General features: G+C 36.1%; 23 protein-coding genes. 8 read left to right on the top strand and 15 right to left on the bottom strand.

What is annotated here, in order from left to right:
- Positions 1 to 11: 11 nt before the first annotated feature.
- From BM253_RS02565 to BM253_RS02520, 10 genes are all read right to left on the bottom strand, one after another.
- On the bottom strand, positions 12 to 947 hold the full coding sequence (locus BM253_RS02565; RefSeq protein ID WP_091518608.1) for a tryptophan 2,3-dioxygenase family protein: 936 nt from the start codon (positions 945 to 947) through the stop codon (positions 12 to 14).
- Positions 947 to 1717, bottom strand: a complete 771-nt coding sequence (locus BM253_RS02560) for a DUF3108 domain-containing protein (protein WP_091518604.1) — start codon at positions 1715 to 1717, stop codon at positions 947 to 949. The genes BM253_RS02565 and BM253_RS02560 overlap by 1 nt, the downstream gene beginning before the upstream one ends.
- 262 nt (positions 1718 to 1979) lie before the next feature.
- The gene (hppD, locus tag BM253_RS02555; protein WP_091518600.1) at positions 1980 to 3140 is read right to left on the bottom strand and encodes a 4-hydroxyphenylpyruvate dioxygenase; all 1161 of its coding nucleotides are present in this window, start codon (positions 3138 to 3140) and stop codon (positions 1980 to 1982) included.
- 77 nt (positions 3141 to 3217) lie between these two features.
- A complete protein-coding gene (locus tag BM253_RS02550) occupies positions 3218 to 4375 on the bottom strand; it encodes a homogentisate 1,2-dioxygenase (RefSeq protein WP_091518597.1) in 1158 nt (385 codons plus the stop codon).
- A gap of 190 nt (positions 4376 to 4565) precedes the next feature.
- Positions 4566 to 6773 carry a patatin-like phospholipase family protein gene (locus BM253_RS02545; protein WP_091518593.1) on the bottom strand — a complete coding sequence of 736 codons (2208 nt, stop codon included), beginning with the start codon at positions 6771 to 6773 and terminating at the stop codon, positions 4566 to 4568.
- Between the two features lie 119 nt (positions 6774 to 6892).
- On the bottom strand, positions 6893 to 8248 hold the full coding sequence (locus tag BM253_RS02540; protein WP_091518590.1) for a TolC family protein: 1356 nt from the start codon (positions 8246 to 8248) through the stop codon (positions 6893 to 6895).
- A 73-nt stretch (positions 8249 to 8321) separates the two neighbouring features.
- Positions 8322 to 9419, bottom strand: coding sequence for an efflux RND transporter periplasmic adaptor subunit (locus BM253_RS02535; protein ID WP_091518587.1), 1098 nt, complete (start codon positions 9417 to 9419; stop codon positions 8322 to 8324).
- A gap of 140 nt (positions 9420 to 9559) precedes the next feature.
- The gene (locus BM253_RS02530) at positions 9560 to 10828 is read right to left on the bottom strand and encodes an ABC transporter permease (protein WP_091518584.1); all 1269 of its coding nucleotides are present in this window, start codon (positions 10826 to 10828) and stop codon (positions 9560 to 9562) included.
- A gap of 1 nt (position 10829) precedes the next feature.
- Entirely contained in the window at positions 10830 to 12077 is a 1248-nt protein-coding gene (locus tag BM253_RS02525; RefSeq protein WP_091518581.1) for an ABC transporter permease, read from the bottom strand.
- Entirely contained in the window at positions 12070 to 12771 is a 702-nt protein-coding gene (locus BM253_RS02520; RefSeq protein WP_091518577.1) for an ABC transporter ATP-binding protein, read from the bottom strand. The genes BM253_RS02525 and BM253_RS02520 overlap by 8 nt, the downstream gene beginning before the upstream one ends.
- Before the next feature lie 139 nt (positions 12772 to 12910).
- On the opposite strand from BM253_RS02520, the gene BM253_RS02515 reads away from it, so the two are divergent.
- Genes BM253_RS02515 through BM253_RS02505 form a run of 3 tightly spaced genes read left to right on the top strand, consistent with a single transcriptional unit; the run spans position 12911 to position 15106 of the window.
- Entirely contained in the window at positions 12911 to 13216 is a 306-nt protein-coding gene (locus tag BM253_RS02515; protein WP_091518574.1) for a helix-turn-helix domain-containing protein, read from the top strand.
- Between the two features lie 4 nt (positions 13217 to 13220).
- The gene (locus tag BM253_RS02510; protein ID WP_091518570.1) at positions 13221 to 14261 is read left to right on the top strand and encodes a DNA cytosine methyltransferase; all 1041 of its coding nucleotides are present in this window, start codon (positions 13221 to 13223) and stop codon (positions 14259 to 14261) included.
- Entirely contained in the window at positions 14258 to 15106 is an 849-nt protein-coding gene (locus BM253_RS02505) for an NgoPII family restriction endonuclease (protein WP_091518566.1), read from the top strand. The genes BM253_RS02510 and BM253_RS02505 overlap by 4 nt, the downstream gene beginning before the upstream one ends.
- Positions 15107 to 15149: 43 nt before the next feature.
- On the opposite strand, the gene uvrC is transcribed toward BM253_RS02505, so the two are convergent.
- Positions 15150 to 16961: an excinuclease ABC subunit UvrC gene (gene uvrC, locus BM253_RS02500; protein WP_091518563.1), complete on the bottom strand. Its 1812-nt coding sequence runs from the start codon at positions 16959 to 16961 to the stop codon at positions 15150 to 15152.
- Positions 16962 to 17059: 98 nt separating this feature from the next.
- Here uvrC and BM253_RS02495 point away from each other — a divergent pair, with 98 nt between their 5' ends.
- From BM253_RS02495 to BM253_RS02480, 4 genes are all read left to right on the top strand, one after another.
- A complete protein-coding gene (locus BM253_RS02495) occupies positions 17060 to 18058 on the top strand; it encodes a succinylglutamate desuccinylase/aspartoacylase family protein (protein WP_091518560.1) in 999 nt (332 codons plus the stop codon).
- The gene (locus BM253_RS02490) at positions 18027 to 18590 is read left to right on the top strand and encodes a 5-formyltetrahydrofolate cyclo-ligase (RefSeq protein ID WP_091518554.1); all 564 of its coding nucleotides are present in this window, start codon (positions 18027 to 18029) and stop codon (positions 18588 to 18590) included. The genes BM253_RS02495 and BM253_RS02490 overlap by 32 nt, the downstream gene beginning before the upstream one ends.
- A 4-nt stretch (positions 18591 to 18594) precedes the next feature.
- On the top strand, positions 18595 to 18843 hold the full coding sequence (locus BM253_RS02485) for a hypothetical protein (protein ID WP_091518551.1): 249 nt from the start codon (positions 18595 to 18597) through the stop codon (positions 18841 to 18843).
- Positions 18844 to 18935: 92 nt separating this feature from the next.
- A complete protein-coding gene (locus BM253_RS02480) occupies positions 18936 to 19316 on the top strand; it encodes a DoxX family membrane protein (RefSeq protein WP_091518547.1) in 381 nt (126 codons plus the stop codon).
- 451 nt (positions 19317 to 19767) lie between these two features.
- On the opposite strand, the gene BM253_RS02470 is transcribed toward BM253_RS02480, so the two are convergent.
- From BM253_RS02470 to ileS, 4 genes are all read right to left on the bottom strand, one after another.
- Positions 19768 to 20457, bottom strand: a complete 690-nt coding sequence (locus tag BM253_RS02470) for a Bax inhibitor-1/YccA family protein (protein WP_091518539.1) — start codon at positions 20455 to 20457, stop codon at positions 19768 to 19770.
- A 60-nt stretch (positions 20458 to 20517) separates the two neighbouring features.
- Positions 20518 to 21108 carry a lipoprotein signal peptidase gene (locus BM253_RS02465; protein WP_091518536.1) on the bottom strand — a complete coding sequence of 197 codons (591 nt, stop codon included), beginning with the start codon at positions 21106 to 21108 and terminating at the stop codon, positions 20518 to 20520.
- A 73-nt stretch (positions 21109 to 21181) separates the two neighbouring features.
- Positions 21182 to 21568: a TraR/DksA family transcriptional regulator gene (locus BM253_RS02460; protein WP_091518531.1), complete on the bottom strand. Its 387-nt coding sequence runs from the start codon at positions 21566 to 21568 to the stop codon at positions 21182 to 21184.
- An 11-nt stretch (positions 21569 to 21579) separates the two neighbouring features.
- Positions 21580 to 24981 (bottom strand): isoleucine--tRNA ligase, encoded by a 3402-nt coding sequence (gene ileS / locus BM253_RS02455; RefSeq protein ID WP_091518528.1) that lies wholly within the window; start codon positions 24979 to 24981, stop codon positions 21580 to 21582.
- A gap of 108 nt (positions 24982 to 25089) precedes the next feature.
- On the opposite strand from ileS, the gene BM253_RS02450 reads away from it, so the two are divergent.
- Positions 25090 to 25488 (top strand): hypothetical protein, encoded by a 399-nt coding sequence (locus BM253_RS02450; protein ID WP_091518524.1) that lies wholly within the window; start codon positions 25090 to 25092, stop codon positions 25486 to 25488.
- Positions 25489 to 25564: the final 76 nt, after the last annotated feature.

The following is a 25564-nucleotide window of genomic DNA, read 5'->3' as shown; positions in this document are numbered from 1 at the left end:
AAAAAACTTCATTATAATGCGTCTTTGCCCCAGTTTGCTAATTCTTCTTCGCTCCACAATTCTGGGAAGAAAATTCTGCGTTGGTATTGCGGTAACATGTACTTTTTCCAATCGCTACCACCGGTCGCTTCTTGCGGTCCGGCTTCGCTTTCTATGTATTTTTTTGCCGCTTTAAAATGCCCCATAACCCATGTAATATTCACGGTTTTGTCGTAATGACGCATTGCTGCACGCAAATCTTCGTTCTGCTGATCTTCTATTGGAAGCTGTTTGAATTTTTGCCAAAGGTTTGCGGTATTGTATTTCTGCATAAAATCAATGAATTCTTTTTTGTATTTCTTTTCGAATTCATTAATTAAGTATGATTTTTTTCCGGTTTTGTAATCTTTACCCGCAGCCTGCCAATACATGTGTTCAAAAGCATGCTCGTAAGGTGTATTTCTGTCGATGGTTTCGCGATAACGGGCATCGATCAAATTAATTAGATCAGTTGATGCAAATTCTATCAAACGATATTGTGCACTTTGAAAACCACTTGCCGGTGTTAAGGTGTTGCGGAATTTAAGGTATTGATCGGTATCCATTCCATCGCGCATAATAGTGAACGATGTAGTTAACATATCAAAATAACGCGAAATTCTTCCTAAACGATCGGTAAAAAATAGAGTTGTTAAATTTTCTGCGAAGCAAACCTGTTCCATTTCCCACAAGATCATTTTAAACAACAATTCGTTTACCTGATGGTACATGATAAAAACCATTTCATCTGGCAGGGTTGAGCGTTGAATCTGTAAATTAAGCAAGGCATCGGTTTGTATGTAATCCCAATAAGTGATTGGTTTTTGCCACAACATTCCTTCTAAATGCGTGTCTAATTTTTGATCTATTTTTGTGAATTTATCCTGTAAGGCTTCTATTTTTTGTTTGCGTTCGTTTGAAATTTCCATTATTTTACGACTTTCAAAGTAGTTTTTAAATTTTTATATTGAATTAACTCTGCCTTTAAAGAACCAACCAGCAAACTTGCCTGAATTTTCAACGGAACCTTGTTCTCATCGTTTGAAACCCAAAGAGTTAAACTTTCTTCTTCTTTAAAAACACGCCCCGACATTACATACGGACGGAACTTCATGCTGTTAATCGTACCAAATTTAGTTTTAATTTTCTCATAACCCATAAATTTTAGTTTAAATTTAAAGATTTCGTCATCAAAAAACATATCAATCTGTATGGTTTCACCCGCCTTAATATTGTCTAACTTATCGTGATTACGCAGATAATAAAACGACGAAATAACATCTTGGATTTTTGAATTTACGTTGTACGTTTTTTCTGTTTTTGCTTTGTAATCTTTCAGCAAAACAGTGTTGGTTGTATAATTTATGAAACCCTCTTGGTTTTTGGTGTATCCGCCCTCGTTAATTTTGCGAATGAAACGATATGGTTGCCCGGTTGTTTTATCGAAATAACTCTGATAATCATCTTTTACCTTAAAAAAAGTTTTCGATAAACCTGTTGTATGTCCGTCGCCTTTTGCATGATACACGCTTTTACCGTTATAGGTTGTTTCTTTTAATTCTAACGTAGCAATACCGGCATTTATAAAACCGTACGAAACCTGAAATTTAAAATATTCGCCTGCTTTAAAAGCCGATGATTGCCCGTAACCAAGCATCGTTATAAAGAGAATTACAAAAGTTAAAAATGTATTTTTCATATTAATTCAATTTTTTTACGAAAGATACAAAACAATATCTATTCCAAAGTTATTAAAAAACAAAAAAACCCAGTTGTTACCAACTGAGTTTTTATGCTATTAACCAACCAAAAAACTATAAATTATGAAAAATTTATTACAATTACCAAGGCTTTTAACCACCTTGATTTTGTGAGTGCAAAGGTAGGTTTTTAATTTATATGTAAAAATACTATTTTGTATTTAACATAACTTTAACTAATTATACTTAAAAAGCAGATTATTAAAGTGTTCCGCGTTTTTCTTGTTCTCTTTCAATTGATTCAAATAACGCTTTAAAGTTACCCGCACCAAATCCGCGAGCACCCATACGCTGAATTACTTCAAAGAACAATGTAGGACGATCTTCTACCGGTTTAGTGAAGATCTGTAACAAGTATCCTTCTTCATCGGCATCAATCATGATTCCTAATTTTTGTAATTCTTTGATATCTTCTTTAAATTTATCCATGTGGTCTTTTAAACGTTCTGGAATGGCATCGTAATAAGCTTGTGGAGGAATAGATAAAAATTCAACCCCGCGGGCTTTCATTTCAGAAACCGTTTTAATGATATCGTCTGTAGCAACGGCGATATGCTGTACACCCGGACCTTCGTAGAAATCTAAATATTCTTCAATTTGCGAACGTTTTTTACCTTCAGCCGGCTCGTTGATCGGGAATTTGATACGTCCGTTTCCGTTTGCCATTACTTTAGACATTAACGCAGAATATTCAGTCGTAATTTGTTTATCGTCAAAAGACAAGAAGTTTACGAAACCTAAAATATCTTCGAACCATTTAACCCAAACGTTCATTTGGTTCCAACCTACGTTACCAACCATGTGGTCGATAAATTTTAAACCAACCGGAGCCGGGTTATAATCGCTTTCCCACTTAACGTACCCAGGTAAAAACAAACCATTGTAGTTTCTACGCTCTGTAAACATGAAAACTGTTTCACCGTAAGCAAAAATTCCTGCTTGGATAATTTCACCATTCTCGTCTGAAGTTACTTTTGGTTCCATATACGAAACAGCACCACGTTTTGTAGTTTCCTCGTAAGCCGAAACAGCGTCTTCAACCCATAAAGCCACAACTTTTACACCGTCGCCATGTTTTTTAACATGCTCACCAATTGCAGAATCAGAATTTAAAGCCGTTGTAAGAATAATGCGTATTTTATCTTGTTTGATAACGTACGACGCTCTGTCACGGACACCTGTTTCTAATCCAGCATAAGCTTCAGACTGAAAACCGAATGCCGTTTTGTAGAAATGAGCTGCTTGCTTTGCATTCCCTACATAAAATTCAACATAATCTGTACCTAAAATTGGTAAGAAATCTTGTGCTCCTTCAAATATTTTTTCTAATCCGTACTCAACAGATTTTAATTCGTTTGACATAATATATTATTGTTTAGTTTAATTAGCGAGTTAGTTACCTATGTAATTAGCTAATTCGCACATTATTTAGTTTATTTTTAATCTAACCAAGACTGGTAATATTGTTCATCGGCTATTTTCATAGCTTCTTCGGTAACCATTAATGGCTTAAAGGTATCAACCATTACGGCTAATTCTTGTGTATCTACTTTACCTAAGCTTCGCTCCATTGCGCCCGGATGCGGTCCGTGTGGAATTCCTGCCGGATGTAACGAAATATGACCGGCTTCGATATCGTTACGGCTCATGAAATCACCATCTACATAATACAACACTTCATCAGAATCGATATTACTGTGGTTGTATGGAGCTGGAACAGATTCCGGATGATAATCGTACAAACGCGGAACGAACGAACACACTACAAACGCATCGGTTTCAAAAGTTTGATGCACCGGTGGCGGCTGGTGGATACGACCTGTAATCGGCTCGAAATCGTGGATGGAGAATGCATATGGAAAGTTGTATCCATCATAACCCACCACATCAAACGGATGTGAAGCGTACACCATATCGAAGATTTCGTCTTGCTTGCGTACTTTAATTAAAAACTCACCCTTTTCATCATAGGTTTCCAATTCTTCTGGTCGGCGGATATCGCGTTCGCAAAACGGCGAATGTTCTAACAACTGACCAAACCAGTTACGGTAACGCTTAGGCGTATAAATAGGTCGGCGCGATTCTACAATAAACAAACGGTTATCGTCTGTATCAAAATCAATTTTATAAATAATTCCGCGTGGAATCAATAAATAATCACCGTATTTAAAATCTAAATTTCCTAAAAAAGTGCGTAATTTACCTGTACCTCTGTGAATGAAAATCAATTCGTCGGCATCGGTATTTTTATAGAAGTAATCTTGGGTTTTACCCGAAGGTGCAGCCAATGTAATGGTTACATCGCTGTTAGTTAAAACAGCTTTACGGCTTTCTAAAAAGTCTTCGGTTTTTGGTACTTGAAAACCGCGTAAACGGTACGATTGTATGTTGTTTGCACGTGCAATTTTTGGTGCAACGCTGTACGAACCTTTAATTTCTTTTACTTGTGTTGGACGGTGTTCGTGATACATATTTGTTGACATACCATCGAAACCAACCGTACCAAACAACTGCTCGTAATAAAAACCGCCGTTAGGCTTGCGAAACTGTATGTGGCGCTTATGTGGAATTTTTCCTAATTTATGATATAAAGGCATATTTGTTAGTTTTTAATTAATAATAAAAGCATAGCATTGCCTTCTTCATTCGGGATTCCGCTTAATGAAGTATTTTAGTTTTGATAATAATCCTTGCCATGTTTTCATACCTAACAAATATAAAAACTATTTTTTTGTGATTATTAATTTTAACCAAAAATAAAAAGAATCACGCAAATTTTCACTTTATTTAAAACCAAAATCCTAAACTAAACCAGGTATAATGAATTTTTACTTCGGGTGAATACGATTGCTTAATTTCCAGCGGACCAACAACGGTTTGAAAACCATAACCCAACGCATAACCAGAATTAATAGGCAATTCTAACCAATCGTTGTACTGGAACATGGCATCTTTTAAATACATATAATTTGCTGTGAAATTTAAATGATGCTTTTTATAAAAACGGTAATCAACGCGTAAAAGTGCTTTTAGATAGGTATTTGAATTAAGGCTTAAAAAGTCGTAACCGTAAAAAGGTTTTATGTTTGATATGGACTGAAAACCGTAGCCACCCAGAAAATAGTTCATGTTTGTTGAAGGAGTGCTACCAATTGTTAAACCAACATCGGCTTTTGCTTCTACCGAAACTCGATCGAAAAAGGTTTTTACCGTTCCTAATTCTCCGTTAATCTGTGTAAAAGGTTCAAAATTTTCATTATAATCCGATGAGAGAATAGTGTGTTTCACTTCGGCATTGAAATTAACGCCTCGGGTTGGGAAATATTTGTTATCATACGTATCTAAAACAACGTTGAAATACGGACTTATGTAATGACTGTTATCTAACCAATTCTTTTTAAAGTTTAAATTGGCAATATCAACAATTTGATATTTGTGTTCAACCCCCATTCCGATTACAAATTTATCATTGTAATAATTCTGCAGATACAAACGGTTTGTTAGATCGTTCCAATCGGTATTAAAAATATCGAACCCCAAAAATTCCGGTGGAATAACGCCTGTTTCATAAGGTTTTGCGTTGTATTTGAATTTATTAAATCGACTTTGCGCACCAAAACTCCAACGGAAACCGTTATCTACCAAATAATTAAAATTGTATCGAATATTATCGCCAAAAATAAAATCGAGCGATGCCAAATCATTCTTAAAGAGTAATTTTTTCTGTGTGATGTTGACTAATGCCGCGCTTTTATACAAATTATCGAAATGCAGACCAAACTTTAAAAAACGATTTATGGTGTTTTCCTTCAAATTCAAAACTAGATTGTCTCCTTCTACATCAGATTTTTCAAAATGATACGAAATTCCGCTAAAGTTCTGGGTTGCATTTAGGTTTGTGATACCGTTTTCTAATCTTTTGAACGACACACATTCGTCTTTAAAATAACCCAATTTTCCAAAAACATAATCTTTGTTGTAGTTTTTTAACTTGTTCATGCTAACAGAGTGGATATGAATATCGTCTTTAAACAGATAATCTGGCAATTTTGGTTTTTTATAGTTACTGCTGATTTGTTGCAATTGCGGAATTTTTTCTTTGGCAGCCATAATTCCTTTTTGAATGATCTCGTTTCCTTTATCAAAAGTTACCACCGAAAAAGTAGAAATATCAGGTTTTATGTAGATATCGGTTTGCTTTTTCTTCTCATCCATTCCCCCGTACATGCCGTAATTGGCAATCTGCATTAAAATGTCCAAAGCTCCTTTTATATTTTCACGATCCTTTTTACCGTCTTGCACATCAACACCAATAATAATGTCGATACCTTTATCACGAAGCTCTTGAATAGGATAATTATTAACTACACCGCCATCGATCAACAAACGATTATCAATTTCAACAGGCGTGTAAAGCGACGGAAATGCGCCACTTGCCAAGATACTCTGCGGTAGATTTCCTTTTTCTAACACAACGGCTTCGCCCGAAACTACATCGGTTGCAATGCAAAGAAATGGAATATCTAGCTTTGAAAAATCGTGTTCGTAACGTACATGTGCCAACAATTTATTGAGCAGATTATAGTTATACATTCCTTTAGAAAGCGATACCGGGCTGCCGATTTTAAAATCATCAAACGGAAGTTGTAATGCGTAAATTTCATCGTTGCGCTTTTCGTAAAACGATTTTGAATTTCTTGGGATATAATCTTGCAAAAGGGCATCGGCATCAACCGATTGAAAGATAGAATCTAACTGCGAGGCATTGTAACCCGATGCGTACAAACCGCCAATAATTGCACCCATGCTGGTTCCGCCAATATAGTCGATTTTTACACCTTGCTCTTCTAAAACCTTTAAAACACCTATGTGCGCCAAGCCTTTTGCACCGCCACCGCTTAATACCAAACCAACTTTAGGTCGCTGGTTTTCTTGGGCAAAAGCCGGAAAGCATGCTGCAAAAAGAAACAAGCAGCCAAATAAAAGTTTTATCATGGTTGTTTAGGTTTTGGTTTTTGGTGTTCATCAAATTTAAAAAATTTTAGTTACAAAACAGTATTACCAAATGCTAAAGTATGATACAAAAAAAGCTTCCTAACCGGAAGCTTTAATTTTTAATTTCTCACAATAATCGGAATACCGAAATAGAACTCCAATATACGGGTGCGGAACAAATAATCGTATTTTGTGCGCAGTAAATCAGATTGTGTGTTTACCAAAAGCGTTTGCGACTGGTTGTAATCAAAGGCTGTCGCCATTCCGTTTTCGTAACGTTCGGTAATATATCGAAAAGCTTCTTCACGAGCCTTTAGCATTTCTCTTGTAGCCAGAAAAGTTTCCATAGCTCCTTTTGCATCGGCGTACGCTGTGTAAATGTTTCGCTCTAAATCTAATTCGGTTTGTTCTAATGCCAGTATGTTTTTTTCCAGATTTACTTTGCTTCGTTCTACATTGTTTCGAACCGAAAATCCGTTAAAAACTGGAATATTTAACTGTAAACCAAAATTGTGTCCTTTAAACATATCTAACTGTTCAAAAAACGGCGGAGGCGACATTACACCACCCAAACCATTGGGAACATTGGCGTATGAAACACGCGAACTAAAGCTGTAAAAACCTACTAACGACGGCATGCGTGCGCCTTTTGCAATATCGACATCTTTTTCGGCGATTTTTACGTTGTTTTCGGCGATCTTTAATTCGGTACGTTCTTGTTTTGCCTTCTGGTAGATAGATTCCGGTGTTTCAAAAAAGATCGAATTTGCTTGAAATTCATATTCTACATCGGCAATATCAAAATCTTTGAAATCTTCCATTTGTAACAACTGCGCCAAACTCATTTTAGAAACTATCAAAGCGTATTCTGCCTGAATAATTCGTTGTTTGCCTGTTGCTAAAGTCGCTTTCATATCGTACAAATCGCCACTTGGAATCATACCTGCATCAACCAAAGCTTCAGACCTTACCAATTGTAAGCTATCGGCTTCGAACTGCTGTATTTGAACTTTATGATTTTCTTTATTGAACAAAATCTGCAAATAAGCGTTTACAACATTCAGCGCCACATCTTCTTCCATTTTTAAATGTTGGTATTGCGAAGATATTACAGCCAGTTTTGATCGGCGAAAACGGTTCTGGTTTTGCAATCCTTTAAAAATATCTACACCCGCCGTTGCACCAACCGATGTAAACTGTGTAGTTTGATTTTCTAACAAACCCGTGGTAATGTTGGTATTTAAACCAATATTCCATGAGTGTGATGCCGATGCGTTGAACGTTGGCAAGAAACTACCAAAGGCATCTTTTTCATCGATAGTAGCCAGTTTATTGTCTAATTCTATTTGTTTAATGGATACGTTATTTTCCATGGCATGTGCCACACATTCTTCTAACGTCCATTTTTTCTGGGCAAACGAATTTCCTGCCCAAAAAACACAAATTGCAATAATTATTTTTGATATTATTTTCATGTTTTAAATTGTTTAGTTGTTTAACTGTTGATTTGTTTAACCAATTAATCGATTCAACAAATCAACGATTCAACTACTTTTTCACCTGATTCCAAACTTTAACCTTGTCGTTTTTGGTAATACCCTTTTTAATTTCCACGTAAATACCGTCGCTAACGCCTAATTCCACTGTTCTGCGTTCGAATTTCTGCGGACTAACCTCAACTTCTACAAAAGATTTCTTGGTTTTTTCGTCGTACTGAACCAAACCTTCTTTTATTGCCAGCACATTATCGGCTTTTGAAAGGATGATCGACGCGTTGGCACTTAACCCCGAACGAATAAAAGTATCGTCTTTATTAACCAAAGTTCCTTTAATTGGAAACTGCATGGCTCCGTTTTCGTTCACACCTTTTGGAGCGATATAATCTAAAACAGCTTCGAATTTCTTGTTTTCAATGGCACCAACGGTAATTTCTAATGGAAGTCCCAACTTGATTTTTCCTACTTCGGATTCGTCTAATTTTCCTTCAAAAATCATGTTTCCAACATCAGCCAAACTTGCAATGGTAGTTCCTTCGTTAAAATTATTCGCTTCGATTACCTGATTTCCTTTTTTAACGGGAATATCCAACACCATTCCCGAAACCGTAGAACGAATAAGGGTCTGTGCGATATTACTCATTCCGCTGGTTGTACCGGTTCTGATAATTTCGGCACTTTGAACCATGGCATTGTAGGTTTGTTGTGCTTGTTTAAAAGCTGTTTCGGCAGTATCGAAATCGTTGGCAGAAATTACGCCTTTATTGAACAATGTTCTTTGACGTTCGAACACTTTTCGCTGGTTTTCCAAATCGATTTTTGCTGTGCTGATCTGATTGTTGGCAGAGTTTAAGCTTGATACATTTGGTACTACTTTAATTTTTGCAATTAAATCGCCCGATTTTACGTAATCGCCGGCTTCTACATAAACCTCATCGATAATTCCTGAAATATTCGGTTTAATTAATACCTCTTCTTTCGGGTTGATGTTTCCTGTAGCAACGGTGCTTTTAGAGATCGATCGAACTTCGGCTTTTTCGGTTTCATAAACTACCGGCGGTTGTGCGTTTTTTTGATACAACCAAAATAATGCGCCTGCAAAAGCTATTGCTAAAAAGACTAAAATTGAAATGGTACAACCTTTTTTCATATATATTTTTATTTGTTTATTCGTTGATTTTTATTCGTTGATCTGTTGATTTGTTTAATTGTTGATCTGTATATTAGAATACTCTTCTATATTCTATAATCTATTTTCTTTCTTCTTTACTCTTTCTTCCTTCATCGTCTCTACTCCGTTCTTAAAGCATCAATCGGTTTTACTCTAATGGCTGTGATAGCGGGGATTAATCCTGCTAAAAGTCCGGCAATGACTAATATTATTAACGCTATTACCACCACACCTAAATGTACGCTTGGGTTTACAATTGGTATTTGATCGCTGTTTGGTGCGTTTTCTAGTCCAAGATTAATTAATGCCAATACAAATGATGCAAAAATGATTCCTGCCATACCTGCAATTAGTGATAATACAACCGATTCGGTCAAAATCTGTTTGATGATTACAGCCGGCGTGGCTCCTAATGCTCTGCGGATTCCTATTTCTTGGGTTCGCTCTTTAACAATAATCAACATAATGTTTACGATACCGATAATTCCTGATCCTAAAATAAAAATTCCTACGATGTACGAAACGGCAGTTAAGATCGAAAACAACCCGTTAATCTTTTTAAATTCCTGATACAAATCAAAATGCCCAATGGCTCTATCGTCCGTAGGATCTACCGTATGCCGATCTTTCAACAACTTAAAAATATCTTCCTTTAAATCGGTAATAGGTTTATCGTCTTCTGCGGTTATGGTCATCCAACCCACAACATCGCCATAATTAAACGCCTGCTGAAAAGTTGTAAAAGGTATAAAAAGCTGTTTCTGGCTTTCTTCGGCATCGCCACCCATGTTCGAAATACTTTTGTACACACCAACAACCAAAAAGTTAACGCCTTGCACCTTAATGTACGATCCTAAAGGTTCTTCGCCCGGTGCATATAATTCACGGATAACGCCTTCGCCAATTACAGTAACTTTTCGGTTATTCTCGATATCGCCATAATTAATAAATCGCCCTTTAAGAATATCCATAGGTTGCTGCAGGATAAATTCCGGATAATCGCCATATACGTTGTAAGCTCCCGTTTTTTCTCCGCGCACCACATTGTTGCTTCCCCTAAAACCACCCAGCTGATTTCGTGGCGATACATACAGCAAACCGTCGATATCTCTCTTTAAAGCTTCAACATCAGGGTTTTTAAAGTTGAAACTTCTGCCTTGCGGCAACCCTTTAAACGGTTTCGATGTTGGCTGTGTCCACATGAACATGGTGTTGGTTGATAAACCACCCATTTGTCGTTTGATACCGTTTTGCAAACCCTGACTTGCAGAAAGAAGAATTACCAGGATAAAAATTCCCCAGAAAACTCCGAATGCAGTGATCAGCGTTCTGAACGGATTGGCAGAAAGTGCCTCTATAATTTCATTCCATTTATCTCTGCTAAACATACTATTCTCCTCTTAATGCAACAATTGGTCTAATTTTCGCGGCACGGTATGCAGGAACAAATCCGGCAAATGCCCCGGCAACAATCAATATAATCAGTGTGGTAATTGCCACGTTAAAATCTACTTCAGGTCGGGTAAAGAAATCGGCTTCTACGTACGGCGCCACCACTTCCCAAACAACCAAACCAAAGATCAATCCTGAAAAACCTGCAATAACCGTTATAAAAACGGCTTCCTGCAAAATCATGGTAATAATTGAAAAAGGCGAAGCGCCTAAAGCTTTGCGTATCCCGATTTCTTTGGTTCGTTCTTTAACAATAATCAGCATAATGTTTCCTACACCCACAACGCCTGCGATAATGGTACAAATTCCCACAAACCAAAAGAATGCCTGCACACCACCTGTAATAATGTAGATGTTTTTTGCTTGTTCTAACGAGTTGTTTATATAGATTGCGCCTTGATCGTCTGGTGCAACAGTATGCCTTGCCTTTAAAAAGGTTTCCAGTTTTTGAGTGAATTCTTTAGATTCTGCAATGGCACTGTCGAAATTAGCACTGCTTCGCATGGTAAATGCCATACTACGGATACTGTCGCCGGCACTGTATGCTTTTTGAGCTGTTGATATTGGTATAAAAACACGGCTTTCTTCGCGTTCGCCACCCGGATCAGTATAAACACCAACCACTTTGTAAATCATTCCCGAAACATTCAGTTCTTGTCCTAAGGGTTCTTCGCCGTTTTTAAACAGATCTGTAGCTACTTTTTTACCAATGATGACATTTTTTTCGTAGTTTGAATTATCGGTATGATTGATGTATCGTCCTTTAACAATAGAAGCATTTTCGATGAACTGATAATCAGGATGAACGCCTTCTACCCGATACGTTCCCGTTTCTTTTTTATAAACGATGTTTCCGCTCCAAACCGAAAAAATTGCCGATTTATACTCAATATAATCTTTAAACAGCGTTGTTGCCAAATCGTAATCGGCGTTATGCAGTTGTACTTCACGCCCAACGCCCAAACCTTTATATTCTTTTTGAGTTGTGCCCGGCCAAACCGAAATTCTGTTTACGGCATCTTGTTCAAACTGCTTTTGAATTCCGTTCTGAATTCCGTTTCCTGCACCCAGAAGTATCACCAGAATAAAGATTCCCGAAGCAACAGAAACGCCGGTTAAAGCCGTGCGGAGCTTGTTTTTATAAAGCCCTTCGAATATTTCCTGCCAACGTTCAATACTAAACATATTGCGATGCTCTTATCTGGTTTACCAATTTGTCTGATTCTATTTGTCCGTCTTTCAAAAACACAATACGCTTGGTCATTTCGGCAATATCGGGTTCGTGCGTAACAACCAATACGGTTTTACCTTCGTCGTTAATCTGCTGGATCAAATCCATCACCTCGTATGAAGTCTTTGTATCTAACGCTCCCGTAGGTTCATCTGCCAACAACACTTTAGGATCCGATGCCAACGCTCGCGCAATAGCCACACGCTGTTTTTGTCCGCCCGAAAGTTCGTTAGGTAAATGTTTTGCCCAGTTTGCCAAACCCACTTTTTCAAGATAATGCATCGATCGTTCCATACGTTCTTTACGCGCCATACCTTGGTAATACAAAGGCAACGCTACATTATCTAACGCAGATTTATAATTGATAAGATTGAACGATTGAAATACAAAACCCAGAAATTTATTGCGGTATTGCGATGCAATGGTTTCGTTTAGGTTTTTAATGGGAACATTATCTAACGTGTACGAACCTTGATCGGCTTCGTCCAAAATTCCGATAATGTTTAAAAGAGTAGATTTTCCAGAGCCGGAACTTCCCATAATGGAAACAAATTCGCCTTCTTTAACATTGAAATTAATTCCTTTGAGAACATGCAACGCATTTTTTCCCATTTGATATGATTTGTGAAGGTCTTTTATTTCGATCATTATCTTGAGTTTTAGAAGTGATACAAGTGTTGTTTAGCAAGTAAGTATCGCTTTCTACAGAAATGTTACAAGAAAATTGAAAGAAAAATTTTCTCTTTTACAAAATAAAAATTAAATTTGTCATAAATTGACAAGTCTAATGAAAGAAACATTTGGAGAATATATAAAAAGGCTTAGAACTGAAAATGGTTTTACGCTAACTCAACTGGCGGCTAAATTAGATTTAGATTCTGCCAATCTAAGCAAGATAGAGAATAATAAACGTGAGTTTGACGAAAGAAGATTAACGCTTATGGCAGAAGTTTTCAATTTAGATATTACTAAACTACGAACCGAATTTTTTAGTGATTTTATTGCTAAAAAAATCTATAAAAACAATTGTGATGAACAAACTTTGGTTTTAGCCGAAGAAAAAGTTGCTTACTTAAAATCTAAAATCCAATAACAATATGAATGTAGTATCATTTTTTGCAGGCGCAGGTGGACTTGACCTTGGATTCCAAAATGCTGGATTTAATGTAATTTGGGCAAACGAATACGACAAAGAAATTTGGGAAACTTATCAAAAAAATCATCCTCAAACCGTTTTAGATAAAAGAAGCATTGTAAATGTTCCTTCTGATGAAGTTCCAGAATGTGATGGAATTATTGGTGGACCACCTTGTCAAAGCTGGAGTGAAGCGGGAGCTATGAAAGGAATTGAAGATAAACGTGGACAATTATTTTTTGATTTCATAAGAATTTTAGAAGCAAAGCAACCTAAATTTTTTCTTGCCGAAAACGTAAGCGGAATGTTGCTTGGCAGACATTCTAGTGCGTTGGAAAATATTAAAGAAATGTTTCGAAATGCAGGAATTGGATATGAACTCTCTTTTGAAATGGTAAATGCTTGCGATTATAATGTTCCGCAAGATAGAAAACGTGTGATTTTTGTAGGAATTCGAAAAGATTTAGGCTTTAAATATGAATTTCAAAAACCGAATTTCCCAAAATTAACTTTGCAAGATGCTATTTCTGATTTGAAAGAAAATGTTTTGCCTGCAAAAACGAATAATAAAACAAACGGAAATAATTGCGTAATTCCAAACCACGAATATATGACGGGGGGATTTTCTACCATTTTTATGTCAAGAAACCGAGTGAGAAGTTGGGACGAGCAATCTTTTACAATACAAGCAGGCGGGCGTCACGCACCTATTCATCCACAAGCTCCTAAAATGAAATTTATTGAGCAAAACATCCGTGTTTTCGTTCCTGGGCAAGAACATTTATACAGACGTTTAAGCGTTAGAGAATGCGCCAGAGTTCAGACTTTTCCGGATAATTTTATTTTTCATTATGATAATATTTCTGCAGGCTACAAAATGATTGGAAATGCAGTCCCTGTTAATTTAGCTAATTTTTTAGCTAACACAATCAGACAACAAATTTTGGAAAATGAAATTCAGAACCAAATAGAAATAACAACTAATGAATTAGTTACCGCATGACAAATATTTTAGAAGCGATTGTAAACATTTCACAAAATCCTATCTATTCGATAAGAAGTCATTATTCAGGAAGAAATAGGGTAAACAATATTGGGGAAGCATTGGAAACTTTTGTGAAAGATGCTTTTGTAAACACTATTCAGACTGAAGATGAATTAGAGAAAATGCGGAGATATAGTGAAGAATTTTCTTGGTTAGGCAATCAAAACCATCCACCTGATATTATGATAAAAGGTGGAGATGCAATTGAAGTTAAGAAAACTCAAAGTGCAAATTCTGATTTAGCTTTGAATAGTTCGTACCCAAAATCGACAGTTAAAGTAAATAGCACAATGATAACACAAGCTTGTAGGACTTGTGAAGATTGGTCAGAAAAAGATTTGATTTATTGTATTGGACACACATCAGATGATAGTATAAAATCTTTGTGGATGGTTTATGGAAATATTTATGCAGCTAATCATGAAACTTACCAAATCATTAAACAGAAAATAACTGAAGGAATTAATGAAATTCCAAATGTTGAACTTGCTGTAACCAATGAATTAGGAAGAGTAAATCGAGTTGACCCGTTAGGGATTACTAACTTGCGTATTCGAGGGATGTGGCAAATTCAAAACCCAAGACGAGTTTTCAATTATCTGTATACAAGTTCATCAAACGTTTTTGAATTAGTTGCTTTAATTCCAACCCCAAAATATGACAGTTTTCCAACTGAAAGCAAAACAAAAATTGAGGCTTTGAAAAATCCGAATTTGACAATACAAAACGTACAAGTGAAAGACCCAAATAATCCAGCAAACTTGATCGACGCTAAATTAATAACATTTATACTAAACGAATAAAACTTGTTTAAATTTAATAGAGTTAAAAAAGGAATAATTTTTATTATTCCTTTTTGCTTTGTAATTCCTTAAAAAAGTTAACAACCTTCTCTGCTTTACTTTTACCAACCAGTTTAACGATTTCTTCTTCGGGCGTTTCACCTAAACGTTTAATAGATTTAAACTGAATCATTAATTTTTCCATGGTTTTTGGTCCAATACCCGGAATGGTTGTCAAACCACTATCAATCGCATTTTTACTGCGCTGATTTCTATGAAAGGTGATTCCAAAACGGTGCGCTTCGTTTCGTAAATGCTGAATAATTTTTAACGTTTCAGACTTTTTATCCAAATACAACGGAACGCTATCACCCGGATAAAATAATTCCTCCAAACGTTTTGCAATACCAATAATGGCAATTTTTCCGCGTAAGCCTAAAATATCCAGACTTTTTAAAGCAGCACCCAGCTGACCTTTACCTCCATCGATAATAATTAAATCGGGCAATGGTTCACCTTCGTCCAACAAACGGCGGTAACGACGAAAAACCACTTCTTCCATCGACGCAAAATCATTCGGTCCTTCTACGGTTTTAATATTAAAATGACGGTAATCTTTTTTACTTGGTTTTCCGTCTTTAAAGACCACACACGCCGCCACAGGATTTGTTCCCTGAATGTTCGAGTTATCGAAACACTCAATATGGCGCGGTTCTTTATTTAAACGCAGATCGGTTTTCATTTGTGCCATAACGCGGTTGGTATGTCTGTCCGGATCTACAATTTTTATCTGCTTTAACTGATCTAATCTGTAATAACGGGCGTTGCGTTCACTTAATTCCAAAAGTTGTTTTTTATCGCCTAATTTTGGAACGGTTACCGATATTTTCTCGCCCAAATCAATTTCAAACGGAACAATAACTTCTTTTGTCAATAGCCTAAAACGCTCGCGAATTTCAACAATTCCCAACACCAGCAATTCATCATCGGTTTCATTCAAACGCTTTTTTAATTCCAACGTATGCGATCTTACAACGGCACCGTGCGCAATCTGCAGAAAATTAATGTATGCCATGGTTTCATCGGACACAATAGAAAAAACATCCACATTTGTAATTTTTGGATTTACAATGGTAGATTTCGCCTGATAATTCTCTAAAATCTGCATTTTTTCTTTAACCGCCTGTGCTTCTTCAAACTTCATTTCAGATGCATATTGCAACATCAACTGCTTAAATTCTTTCAGATTTTCCTTAAAATTTCCTTTTAAAAGCTGACGGATATGCTGAATTTTACGCAGATATTCTTCTTCGGTTTCATGCGCTTCGCAAGGACCCAAACAATTCCCAATATGGTATTCTAAACAAACCTTATACTTTTCGTTTTTAATGTTCTGAACACTTAAATCGTAATTGCAGTTTCGCAACGGATATAGTTCCCGAATTAAATCTAATAAGGTATGCAAGGTTCTACCGCTGGTGTATGGTCCAAAATATTCAGATCCATCTTTAATAAAATTTCGAGTAGAAAAAACTCTTGGAAAACGCTCGTTCTTAATACAAATCCACGGATAAGTTTTATCATCGCGCAATAAAATGTTGTAACGCGGCTGCAGGTTTTTAATCAGGTTGTTTTCCAGCAACAGCGCATCGGTCTCGGTTTTAACAACGATATGCTTTATCGTCACAATTTTTCGAACCAAAACATTTAAACGCGCATTGTCGTGCGTTTTGTTAAAGTACGATGCCACCCGCTTTTTTAAATTCTTTGCCTTGCCCACATACAGCAACTTTTGGTCTTTATCAAAATACTGATAAACACCCGGTAATTGTGGTAACGTTTGCAATTGTAAAGAAATATCGGAATTTGTTGTCATAGCGGCATTGGGTTGCACAACAAATTTACATTAAGTTTTTGTAATTGTTAACGATTAAAAAAGTATCTTTAAGTTATGATTTTCATAAAATTTAATAAATGCACTTTACTACACGTAATTTTGAAATTTTAGGCAAATCGGTTATACCGGGCGAAACAAAAACCATTGAATTAAAAATTGCAACACTACATACGATGACGGAATTAAAGGTTCCGATTATTGTTTCACGATCTGTTTACGACGGACCAACCGTATTACTTACCGCAGGTTTGCATGGCGATGAACTAACGGGAATTGAAATTTTACGACAGGTAATTCGTCGCGGAATCAATTATCCAAAATGCGGAACCATAATCTGCGTGCCTTTGGTGAATGTGTTTGGTTTTGTAAATCAATCGCGCGATTTTCCTGACGGCAGAGATTTAAACCGAGTTTTTCCAGGTTCACAATCGGGTTCTTTGGCAAGCCGTTTTGCTTACCGAATTATGCAGGATATTGTGCCGTTGGTTGATTATATTATCGATTTTCATGCCGGTGGTCGTGGTCGATTTAATGTACCTCAAATTCGTATCGAACCAAATAACGAAGAATTAGATGCTTTGGCAGAAGCTTTTTCTACGCATTTTATTCTGTATTCAAACAATATCGAAGGATCTTTCCGTGCTGCTTGCGATAAATTAGGCAAGAAATATTTGTTGTTTGAAGGTGGAAAGGCTTTAGATATCAATAATGATGTCATTGAAGAAGGTCTTCAGGGAACCATTCGCTTTTTGGACAAACTTCAAATGCTCAACAACAATTTTACTGTAAAAGAACCAACCCGAGAAATGGTTTGTATTGAAAATTCTACATGGATTCGCGCACAATATTCAGGCTTGATGCAGAATTTTGTGCATCAGGGCATGTTTGTAAAAGCTGGTACACAATTGGGTAAAATTACCGATCCGTATGGCTTGGTAGAAGAACCTATTTTGGCGCCGAACGATGGGTACATTATTTGCGAAAACGAAGCTGCCATTGTGTTTCAGGGCGATGCCGTTTATCATATTTCAACCAAATTAAAAAATGACCAAGAAAGAATTACGCAAGAAATATAAAGAATTACGGAACAATTTAAGTTTTGATGAGATAGAAGATTTAAGTCTGCAAATTGCCAATAACGCCTTAAAACTGCCTATCTGGAATTTCGAAAACTACCATATTTTCCTAACGATACACGAGCATAAAGAAGTTCAGACTGATTATCTGCTGCATATTTTAAACGGAAAAGACAAAAATGTGATTGTTTCAAAGTCAGATTTTGAAACCCGAACAATGAATCACGTTTTATTGACCGATAATGTGATTATTAAAAAGAACGAGTGGAACATTCCCGAACCTCAAAACGGATTTTCGGTTGCAGATAACCAGATTGATGTGGTTTTTGTGCCGCTACTGGCTTATGATGTTTTTGGAAATAGAGTAGGTTACGGCAAAGGTTTTTACGATAAGTTTTTATCGCAATGCAAACCTGATGTCGTAAAAATTGGATTATCTTTTTTCGATCCTGAAAAACTAATTGAAGATGTATTTACAGAAGATGTTCGGCTTGATTATTGTATTACACCAAATACGATAGTTAAATTTTAGTGATATGAAAAAGTTATTATTTAGTAGAACAGCGCGTTATGCAACGATTTTTTTATTGTTGCTGGCATTTTCTGCAACTTTTACAAGTTGCGTTGTAAGACCGCCACATCACCACGAGCGTAGAAAACTTCCACCAGGGCACGAAAAAAAATTGCGTGGCGACCGATCGGCAAAACGATATGCACCGGGACAGCAAAAAAAGCAACATCACAAAGAACATAAGCAACGCAGAGGCTTAAAACGCGGTAGGTAACTACCGTTTTTTTATGAACTTTTTTAAGTACAAGGAGCTTCGTTCGTAAAAACCCGAAATAAATTTTACCTTTACAAAAAATAAACGTACACATGAATTACATTACAGAAATACTTATTTTATTGTTCTTGGCAATTACTTTTTTACAATCGGGTTACGATAAAATTGTAGATTGGAACGGAAACGTTGGTTGGTTAAAATCGCATTTTGCAAATACGTTTTTAGGCGATAAAGTGCCTTTTTCGTTAGGAATTATTTTAATTCTGGAAATTATTGCCGGAATTTTATCACTTGCCGGAATTTGGTTTTTATTTAACGACTGTAAAGAAATTGCATTATACTCGGGAATTGTTTCTTCCGTTACCTTATTGTTCTTATTGTTTGGACAACGTATTGCAAAAGATTACGATGGTGCCAGAACCATAGTTATTTACTTTATACCGGCAATATTTTTAGTTTTTCTATTGAAATAATATTTTTGGCACACTAATTGATTAACCGATATAAGTTATGAAAAGGAAAATTTATTTTGGTTAGTTTAGTTGTAAAAAGTCCCGCAAATGCGGGACTTTTTAGTTATTATATTTTATTTGTCATCCAAATTATTCCATTCAAATCAATACTATAAACTAAACGCATTATTAACAAAGTAAACACTCCTAATAAAAATCCGTAGAGATATATCATTCTTAATGAAAACCTATTAAGGATCCATTTAACAAGAAAATATAAACTACACACTATTGTTATTAATGCTGATAGTATCCAACCTCCGGCTTCGTAAAGTATTCCAAAAGGTATAAAATCCCACACTATCGGGATTTTTGCCAATACCCAGAATATAAAACACAAAATAGTTGCAATTGCAACTATTTTATCCCAATCGTTCAATCGATTGTAAGCTTTCATATTAAAGTAAACTTTTTAGTTTCTACTCATTAACAAACGCAATACATACCAGAATAACAACATTAACGATGAAAACAAAGACAATGCTGCTGCAATGTATTGGTTGGTTCCAAAGTTGTTTTTAATTTGGTGTGTGTTGTATAAAATTGATCCCGATGCCAAAACGATCATTCCGACAGAAAACCATAAACCTAAATCGAAATTAAACAACATACCGGCAACAATTGCGCCTATCGCTACGAAAAATCCAATCGCTAAAATGCTTCGTAAAAAAGAAAAATCGGCTTTTGTACTAAATACCACAAAGGTTAATCCTAAAAACAAACTACCTGTAATTATGGCTGCTTGTGTTAATAATTCGTAACTTCCTGTGTAATAAATGGCAATGTATAGTATCGGCACAAAAATAATTGCTTGTGCAACGATGTATAGAAAATATCCTAAATACTGTTTTGCCAAACTAGTATCGTTATAAGCCATTTTTTGTGCGATATATGAAACGCCCATAAAACCACCTAACAATACCAACCACAAATACCCTTGAGTTAAACTCAACATGAAATCTACCAAAGGTTCTATACGCAAGAAAATAGTTTCTAAAATTACAAAGGCTACCAAACCTAACGCCAAATTAAGGTAAGTTTTTTTATAAAAAGTAGCTTGTTCTTGTTTGGTTGCCTGCGCGGCTAACTGAAATGCTTCCATAAAATTTATTTTAGTTTAATATTTTAAAGATAAAAAAAGATTTCTGTTTGAACAGAAATCCTACTTAAAAACTTTTTTGTTGAATACAATTAATAATCCTACACCTACCGAAATGGCTACATCGGCAACATTAAAAATGGCGTTGAAAAAGGTAAAGTGTTTGCCACCCCATAAAGGCAACCAATCTGGCAGATAACCTTTCCAAATAGGAAAATAAAACATATCTACCACTTTACCGTGAAACCACGTTCCGTAGGGTTGATCGCTGAACAATGTTGCAATTTGGTTGTGACTGTCGTTAAATATCACTCCGTAAAAAACAGAATCAATAATATTACCAACTGCACCCGCTAAAATCAAAGCAATGGCAACAATTAAAATATTTGATCCTCTTTTTTTTACCGAATCATTCAACCAATACAAAATTCCGCCAACCGCAATAATTCTGAATAAAGTTAAAATCAATTTACCGTAATTACCCGGAAGTTCAACTCCCCAAGCCATTCCGTCGTTTTCTATAAAATGAATTTTAAACCATTCAAAAACTTGAACTTCTTCCCCAATAAAAAAATTGGTTTTGATATATATCTTTGAAATTTGATCGATAATAATTACTACAATCGCTAAAAATAAAGCTTTGTTAAACGACATACTATGCAAAAATTTTGCACAAATGTAAGTTATTTAAAACAAAAAACGCTCTTAATTAAGAGCGTTTTATCAATTAACGTTGCTGTAATTTAGCTTCCATGCTCATTGTAGCATGTGGAACCAATTTTAAACGTTCTTTTTCGATTAATTTACCGGTTACGCGGCAAATTCCGTAAGTTTTGTTTTCAATACGCACCAAAGCATTTTTCAAATCGCGTAAAAACTTCTCCTGGCGTGTTGCCAATTGCGAGTTTGCTTCTTTAGACAATGTTTCGCTGCCTTCTTCAAACGCTTTAAATGTAGGCGATGTATCATCGGTACCATTATTTAAATCGTTCATATAAGCGCTTTTAATCAAATCTAAATCTGCTTGTGCTTTCTCTATCTTTTTTAAGATAATTTCTTTAAATTCAGCCAAATCTGCGTCTGAATATCTAATTTGTACACTTTCCTTTTCCATAACTAAACAATTTATTTTGAAACACTAATTTTGGTTATCATATCGTCAAACTCAATTTCTGTACCATTCTCTAAAACATCAACAAAATCAAGCGTTTCCGTAAGGGTTTCTGCTTTAATATATTCAATGTTTGCGGTAACGGCATCTTGGATAACCGAGTTTTGCTGCATTTTAATTTTTACTTTATCGGTTACTTCAAATCCCGAATCTTTACGGATATTCTGAATTCTGTTCACCAATTCGCGTGCAATTCCTTCTTTCTTTAATTCGTCGGTCAACGTGATATCCAAAGCAACCGTAATTCCGTTTGCGTTTGCTACCAACCAACCTTCGATATCTTGTGATGAAACCTCAACGTCTTCGTTTGTTAATTTAACCAGATTTCCTGAGATTTCCAAAGATATTTCGTTGTTTTTTTCAATCTCGCTGATCTGTTCCTGCGTGAAATTTTGAATAGCTTTTGCCACATTTCCCATTTCTTTTCCGAAACGCGGACCTAATACCTTAAAATTCGGTTTGATCTGTTTTACCAAGATTCCCGAAGCATCATTTAACAATTTAATTTCTTTCACGTTCACCTCTGCCATGATTAAATCTGCAACTGCCTCTATTTCTGCCTTTTGATTTTCGTCTAAAACAGGAATCATTACTTTTTGTAACGGCTGGCGTACTTTAATCATTTCTTTCTTACGCAATGATAATACTAAAGATGACACAGTTTGCGCTTTTTCCATTTTACTTTCTAACGACTTATTAACAATTTCGCTGTTGTAAGTTGGAAAATCGGCCAAATGTACAGATTCAAACGATTCTTTACCAGTTGCCTGTGTTAAATCTTTGTAAAGCTTGTCCATAAAAAACGGCGCAATTGGTGCCGACAATTTTGCAACAGTTGTTAAACAAGTGTACAGAGTTTGGTAAGCTGCGATTTTATCTTGTGCGTATTCGCCTTTCCAGAAACGGCGGCGGCATAAACGAACGTACCAGTTTGAAAGGTTTTCCTGAACAAAATCTGATATAGCGCGTGCTGCTTTTGTTGGCTCGTAATCGGCATACGCTTCATCAACCGTTTTTATCAAGCTGTTTAGTTCCGATAAAATCCAACGGTCTATTTCCGGACGATCTTCCATAGGAACTTCGGCTTCGCTGTAGGTAAACCCATCGATATTTGCATATAAGGCAAAGAACGAATAGGTGTTGTACAACGTTCCGAAGAATTTACGGCGAACTTCTGTAATTCCGTCTAAATCGAACTTTAAATTATCCCACGGATTGGCATTCATAATCATGTACCAACGCGTAGCATCGGGTCCGTGATCTGCAATTGTTTGGAAAGGATCAATGGTATTGCCTTTACTTTTAGACATTTTGATACCGTTCTTATCTAAAACCAAACCATTCGATACTACGTTTTTATACGCTTTTTCATCAAAAACTAGTGTTCCGATTGCGTGTAATGTATAAAACCAACCACGAGTTTGATCGACACCTTCTGCGATAAAATCGGCAGGGAAGTTTTCGTGATTGTCGATATATTCTTTATTTTCAAAAGGATAATGCCATTGTGCATACGGCATTGCACCAGAATCGAACCAAACATCAATTAAATCGGTTTCGCGTTTCATTGGTTTACCCGATGGAGAAATCAGTGTGATGCTATCAACCACATTTTTATGCAAGTCGATTTTATCATAGTTTTCTTCACTCATATCGCCCACCACAAAACCATCGAACGGATTATGCGTTTGAACACCTGCCTTCATCGCTTTTTCAATTTCGGCAATTAACTCTTCTACCGATCCAACGATTAATTCTTCAGTCTTATCTTCGGTTCTCCAGATTGGCAACGGAATTCCCCAATAACGTGAACGAGATAAATTCCAGTCGTTGGCATTTTTCAGCCAGTTTCCAAAACGTCCTTCGCCTGTTGCTTTAGGTTTCCAGTTGATTTCTTCGTTTAAATCGAACATTTTATCTTTTACTTCGGTAACCTTGATAAACCAAGAATCTAAAGGATAGTATAAAAGGGGCTCATCGGTTCGCCAACTATGCGGATAACTGTGTACGTATTTTTCTACCTTAAAGGCTTTGTTTTCTTCTTTTAAACGGATTGCAATTTCAACATCAACCGATTTTTCAGGTGCTTCGCCTTCATTGTAATATTCGTTCTTTACATATTTGCCTGCCATATCGCCCATGTGCGAGGTAAATTTTCCTTGTAAATCTACCAACGGAACAGGGTTTCCGTTTTCGTCTAAAACCAACATTGGTGGCACTTCTGGTGTTGCTTCTTTGGCAACTTTCGCATCGTCTGCACCAAAAGTTGGCGCGGTGTGAACAATACCGGTTCCGTCTTCGGTTGTTACGAAATCGCCTGCAATTACTCGGAAAGCATTTTCAGGGTTTTGATAAGGCAACGTGTACGGCAACAACTGCTCATAACGGATACCAACCAAATCAATTCCTTTAAATTCTTTTACAATGAAATACGGAATTTTTTTATCGTTTTCTTTATAATCTGCTAATTCAGCTTCAGTTTCAACAGCTACATATTTTCCAGCAAACTGTTTAGCAACCAAAGGTTTTCCTAAAACCACATTTATTGGCTGATTGGTGTATTGGTTGAATGTTTTTACCAACGCATAATCAATCTTTGGACCAACAGTTAATGCGGTATTACTCGGCAACGTCCACGGTGTAGTTGTCCAAGCCATAATATCGATCTGACCAAATCCTTTTAAAAATTCTGGTAACGAATTTTCTATGGTTTTAAACTGCGCTACAATAGTGGTATCGGTAACATCGCGATAAGCTCCCGGCTGATTTACCTCATGCGATGACAAACCTGTACCCGCTTTTGGTGAATACGGCTGAATGGTGTAACCTTTATACAGCAAATCTTTGTTGTAAATTTGCTTTAACAACCACCAAACGGTTTCCATATATTTGGGCTTGTAGGTAATGTACGGATCGTTCATATCTACCCAATAACCCATTTTTTCAGTAAGATCGTTCCATAAATCGGTGTATCGCATTACGGTACGTTTACACGCCTCGTTATACTCTTCTACCGATATTTTTGTTCCGATATCTTCTTTGGTAATTCCCAGTTCTTTTTCGGTACCTAATTCAACAGGCAAACCGTGGGTATCCCAACCAGCTTTACGCTTAACTTGAAACCCTTTCTGAGTTTTATATCGGCAGAAAATATCTTTAATAGCACGAGCCATAACGTGGTGAATACCAGGTTTTCCGTTTGCAGAAGGCGGACCTTCAAAAAACACAAACGGCTGGTTGCCTTCGCGAGAAGTAACCGATTTATCAAAGATGGACTGATCTTTCCAATACTGTAACATTTCGCTTGCTACGGTTGGTAAATCCAATCCTTTATACTCTGTGAATTTGGTGCTCATGATACTGTTTTTAAATTCAATGTGCGAATTTAAGGAATTTAGGTTAAATAGTAGTATTTAATTTAGTTACGATTTTATACTTTTGATAAAACACAAAAAACAATAACCATGAAAAAATTACTTCTATTAATCCCTTTCATTTTATTATTTTACAGCTGTGACTACACAGGCGTTTATTTTTACGAAGTTAAAAATGAAACAACGGAATCTGCTATTGAAGTTAAGTTTCAAAAACATAACGATACTATCTTACGGTCTGTTACTGTATATCCTTCTACCACAGAAAGAATAATGAAAGATGGTAGCGGATTAATTGGTATGCATGATGATCCCGGAGATATCTTTAAGGATTCTATAAATGACTTAAAATTTATTGATTTGTATATTGAAGGAAATAAAATCGAAGGAAAGTTCAAAGCTCGAAGTTTTTGGTTTTTCAGCCAGAATGGAGATCAAAGCAGTACTTATACCTTGAAAATTACTGACAGTTTAATACATTCAAAATAATACAAAATCCCGAACACTGTTCGGGATTTGATGTTGAACATTTATTAGCGACACATCAAAGATAAGACTATTAAAT

Source organism: Paenimyroides ummariense, from assembly GCF_900115115.1.
Taxonomy (GTDB): Bacteria; Bacteroidota; Bacteroidia; order Flavobacteriales; family Flavobacteriaceae; genus Flavobacterium; species Flavobacterium ummariense.
The sequence above is the reverse complement of the archived record's forward strand: the minus strand, read 5'-3'. Positions and strand labels throughout refer to the sequence as shown.

What these genes read in the sequence shown, in the direction of transcription:
- BM253_RS02515 (WP_091518574.1), top strand. Translation starts at nt 12,911, where the DNA reads ATGAAAGAAACATTTGGAGAATATATAAAAAGGCTTAGAACTGAAAAT.
- BM253_RS02480 (WP_091518547.1), top strand. Translation starts at nt 18,936, where the DNA reads ATGAATTACATTACAGAAATACTTATTTTATTGTTCTTGGCAATTACT.
- BM253_RS02490 (WP_091518554.1), top strand. Translation starts at nt 18,027, where the DNA reads ATGACCAAGAAAGAATTACGCAAGAAATATAAAGAATTACGGAACAAT.
- BM253_RS02450 (WP_091518524.1), top strand. Translation starts at nt 25,090, where the DNA reads ATGAAAAAATTACTTCTATTAATCCCTTTCATTTTATTATTTTACAGC.
- BM253_RS02550 (WP_091518597.1), bottom strand. Translation starts at nt 4,375, where the DNA reads ATGCCTTTATATCATAAATTAGGAAAAATTCCACATAAGCGCCACATA.
- BM253_RS02535 (WP_091518587.1), bottom strand. Translation starts at nt 9,419, where the DNA reads ATGAAAAAAGGTTGTACCATTTCAATTTTAGTCTTTTTAGCAATAGCT.
- uvrC (WP_091518563.1), bottom strand. Translation starts at nt 16,961, where the DNA reads ATGACAACAAATTCCGATATTTCTTTACAATTGCAAACGTTACCACAA.
- hppD (WP_091518600.1), bottom strand. Translation starts at nt 3,140, where the DNA reads ATGTCAAACGAATTAAAATCTGTTGAGTACGGATTAGAAAAAATATTT.
- BM253_RS02465 (WP_091518536.1), bottom strand. Translation starts at nt 21,108, where the DNA reads ATGTCGTTTAACAAAGCTTTATTTTTAGCGATTGTAGTAATTATTATC.
- BM253_RS02560 (WP_091518604.1), bottom strand. Translation starts at nt 1,717, where the DNA reads ATGAAAAATACATTTTTAACTTTTGTAATTCTCTTTATAACGATGCTT.
- BM253_RS02495 (WP_091518560.1), top strand. Translation starts at nt 17,060, where the DNA reads ATGCACTTTACTACACGTAATTTTGAAATTTTAGGCAAATCGGTTATA.
- ileS (WP_091518528.1), bottom strand. Translation starts at nt 24,981, where the DNA reads ATGAGCACCAAATTCACAGAGTATAAAGGATTGGATTTACCAACCGTA.
- BM253_RS02485 (WP_091518551.1), top strand. Translation starts at nt 18,595, where the DNA reads ATGAAAAAGTTATTATTTAGTAGAACAGCGCGTTATGCAACGATTTTT.
- BM253_RS02460 (WP_091518531.1), bottom strand. Translation starts at nt 21,568, where the DNA reads ATGGAAAAGGAAAGTGTACAAATTAGATATTCAGACGCAGATTTGGCT.
- BM253_RS02545 (WP_091518593.1), bottom strand. Translation starts at nt 6,773, where the DNA reads ATGATAAAACTTTTATTTGGCTGCTTGTTTCTTTTTGCAGCATGCTTT.
- BM253_RS02525 (WP_091518581.1), bottom strand. Translation starts at nt 12,077, where the DNA reads ATGTTTAGTATTGAACGTTGGCAGGAAATATTCGAAGGGCTTTATAAA.
- BM253_RS02520 (WP_091518577.1), bottom strand. Translation starts at nt 12,771, where the DNA reads ATGATCGAAATAAAAGACCTTCACAAATCATATCAAATGGGAAAAAAT.
- BM253_RS02530 (WP_091518584.1), bottom strand. Translation starts at nt 10,828, where the DNA reads ATGTTTAGCAGAGATAAATGGAATGAAATTATAGAGGCACTTTCTGCC.
- BM253_RS02565 (WP_091518608.1), bottom strand. Translation starts at nt 947, where the DNA reads ATGGAAATTTCAAACGAACGCAAACAAAAAATAGAAGCCTTACAGGAT.
- BM253_RS02505 (WP_091518566.1), top strand. Translation starts at nt 14,258, where the DNA reads ATGACAAATATTTTAGAAGCGATTGTAAACATTTCACAAAATCCTATC.
- BM253_RS02510 (WP_091518570.1), top strand. Translation starts at nt 13,221, where the DNA reads ATGAATGTAGTATCATTTTTTGCAGGCGCAGGTGGACTTGACCTTGGA.
- BM253_RS02470 (WP_091518539.1), bottom strand. Translation starts at nt 20,457, where the DNA reads ATGGAAGCATTTCAGTTAGCCGCGCAGGCAACCAAACAAGAACAAGCT.
- BM253_RS02540 (WP_091518590.1), bottom strand. Translation starts at nt 8,248, where the DNA reads ATGAAAATAATATCAAAAATAATTATTGCAATTTGTGTTTTTTGGGCA.